We start from the raw sequence: 2099 nt of genomic DNA, 5'->3' as shown, positions 1-2099 counted from the left end.
GAGCACTCGTCGCCGTCAGTGTCAGAGGAGGGAGCATCGCCCGCTGGTCCCGCCAATGTACCGAGTGAAGGAGTCAGTGCCGACGACCTGCGCCAGTATCGTGTCGCGCTGGCGATCGCTGCACGCCGGTTCAAGCGATACCCGCCGATGGCACGGGAGCGTGGCTGGGCAGGTCGGGTCGAGGTCGCGGTGAACCTGAGCGCCTGGCAGCCAGGCCCGCGACTCTCTCTGGTTCAGTCAAGTGGGCACGCCGCACTCGATGAGCAGGCGCTGTCGATGATCGAACAGGCCTCGGCCACCACGACCTTGCCAGAAAGTCTCAGGGGCAAGGATTTCCGCGTATTGCTACCGATTGAATTCACCCTTGCGGATGATCGCTAACCCTGTGCAATGCCTGGCGGGGCTGCAGTGTTTCTTCATGGAACACGAACCGACCTGCGCTGCGATCGGAAAAGTAGGCTTTCAGGCATAGGGTAACGCTCTGGAAGGCAAGATCCTGCCAGGGAATGGCCACTTCCGAGAAGAGTGTTGTTTCGAGGGTTTCCAGCCCGGCGGAGAAACCGGTATCGAGCAGTCGGGCACGGTAGAACAGGTGTACCTGGTTGATATGCGGCACATTGACCAGCGAAAAGAGTTGTCTGATATCGACCCGGGCACAGGCTTCCTCCAGCGTTTCACGGATGGCTGCCTGGGTCGTCGTCTCTCCGTTTTCCATGAACCCGGCAGGCAGGGTCCATAAGCCATAGCGCGGGGCAATCGAACGTCGGCAGAGCAGGATTTGGTCGTGCCATTCGGCAATACAGCCGACGACAAGCTTGGGGTTGAGGTAGTGAATCGTCCCGCAGTGCTGGCAGACGTGGCGTGGCAGGTTATCGCCCTCGGGAATGATCAGGCTGACCGCTTGGCCGCACTGACTGCAGAATTTCATTGGTGGGACCCCTCGGCGAAGGTTTGATCATTCGGCAAGTTTATATGATTTGTACCGGGAAGGAATGCGTGCGCGTGGGAGACGAACTGCCAGCCACGCGCCGAAGATGAGGCAGCGGCGCCCTGGAAAATGGCTGCTGTCCGTAGTTCGCAATCTGGCTAGAATGCGGGACAATGACGGGCCTGGAGCAGCGACGTTCGCAGAACGTGCAATAACGAGAAGGACGATAAGGGAGGGCGGATGTTTCTGATTGTTGGGTATGTGATCATTCTGGCGGCAGCACTGGGAACCTATTCGGTTCACGGCAGCCTGGCTGCCCTGTGGGTACCGCTTGAATATGTCGCGATCGTTGGTTTGACGATCGGTGGCTTTGTCGCATCCAATGATATCAAGATCATCAAGACGACGATGGGTGCATTGCCGGGGATCTTCAAGGGCTCGAAGTTTACCAAGGTGCTCTACGTTGACCTGCTGGCGATGCTCTTCGAGGTGCTGGCCAAGGTGCGCAAAGAAGGCCTGATGTCGATCGAAAGCGATGTCGAGAATCCGCAAAACAGCCCGATATTCAGCAAGTATCCGTCGCTTGCCAGTGACCATCATGTGATGGAATTCATCACCGATTACTTGCGGATGATGGTTGGCGGCAACCTCAATGCCATCGAGATCGAAAATCTGATGGATATTGAAATCGAGACGCACCACCACGAGGCCGAGACACCGGGGCATGTGGTCTCCAAGGTCGCTGACGCGGTGCCGGCTTTTGGTATCGTCGTGGCGGTGATGGGCGTGGTCAACGTCATGGGGTCGGTGGGTGAGCCACCGGCCGTGCTCGGCAAGATGATCGGCGGAGCGCTGGTTGGCACCTTCCTCGGCATTCTCATTGCCTACGGTTTCGTTTCGCCGGTGGCCAGCCTGCTTGAGCAGAAGGCGCAGGACGGTGCGAAGATTTATCAGGTGATCAAGGTCGTCCTACTGGCATCGATGTCCGGTTATGCGCCGCAAGTGGCCGTCGAGTTCGGGCGCAAGACGCTGGTGGCCGGGGTTCGTCCGACTTTCAGCGAACTCGAGGAAGAGCTCAAGAGCCGCAAGGGCAAGTAAGCCATGTTGTTGCAGTCGTCCGGAGGAACTGAGTGAACGACGATGTACGACCGATAGTCATCAAGCGCGTCAA

The 2099-nt window shown here is 58.3% G+C and carries 3 protein-coding genes; 2 read left to right on the top strand and 1 reads right to left on the bottom strand.

The annotated features are described in order from the left end of the window. Window positions 1-381: TonB family protein (locus CAPSK01_RS08500; protein WP_273703351.1), on the top strand; the 381-nt coding region annotated here is incomplete at its 5' end. Here CAPSK01_RS08500 and CAPSK01_RS08495 read toward each other — a convergent pair. After that, window positions 359-928, bottom strand: a complete 570-nt coding sequence (locus tag CAPSK01_RS08495) for an NUDIX hydrolase (protein ID WP_034925224.1) — start codon at window positions 926-928, stop codon at window positions 359-361. The two genes, CAPSK01_RS08500 and CAPSK01_RS08495, sit on opposite strands and share 23 nt — an antisense overlap. Window positions 929-1168: 240 nt before the next feature. Here CAPSK01_RS08495 and motA point away from each other — a divergent pair, with 240 nt between their 5' ends. Next, window positions 1169-2026: a flagellar motor stator protein MotA gene (gene motA, locus CAPSK01_RS08490; RefSeq protein ID WP_034925221.1), complete on the top strand. Its 858-nt coding sequence runs from the start codon at window positions 1169-1171 to the stop codon at window positions 2024-2026. Window positions 2027-2099 lie beyond the last annotated feature (73 nt).

Source organism: Candidatus Accumulibacter vicinus (assembly GCF_000584955.1).
GTDB classification, from domain to species: Bacteria; Pseudomonadota; Gammaproteobacteria; order Burkholderiales; family Rhodocyclaceae; genus Accumulibacter; species Accumulibacter vicinus.
The sequence above is the reverse complement of the archived record's forward strand: the minus strand, read 5'-3'. Positions and strand labels throughout refer to the sequence as shown.

What these genes read in the sequence shown, in the direction of transcription:
- CAPSK01_RS08495 (WP_034925224.1), bottom strand. Translation starts at nt 928, where the DNA reads ATGAAATTCTGCAGTCAGTGCGGCCAAGCGGTCAGCCTGATCATTCCC.
- motA (WP_034925221.1), top strand. Translation starts at nt 1,169, where the DNA reads ATGTTTCTGATTGTTGGGTATGTGATCATTCTGGCGGCAGCACTGGGA.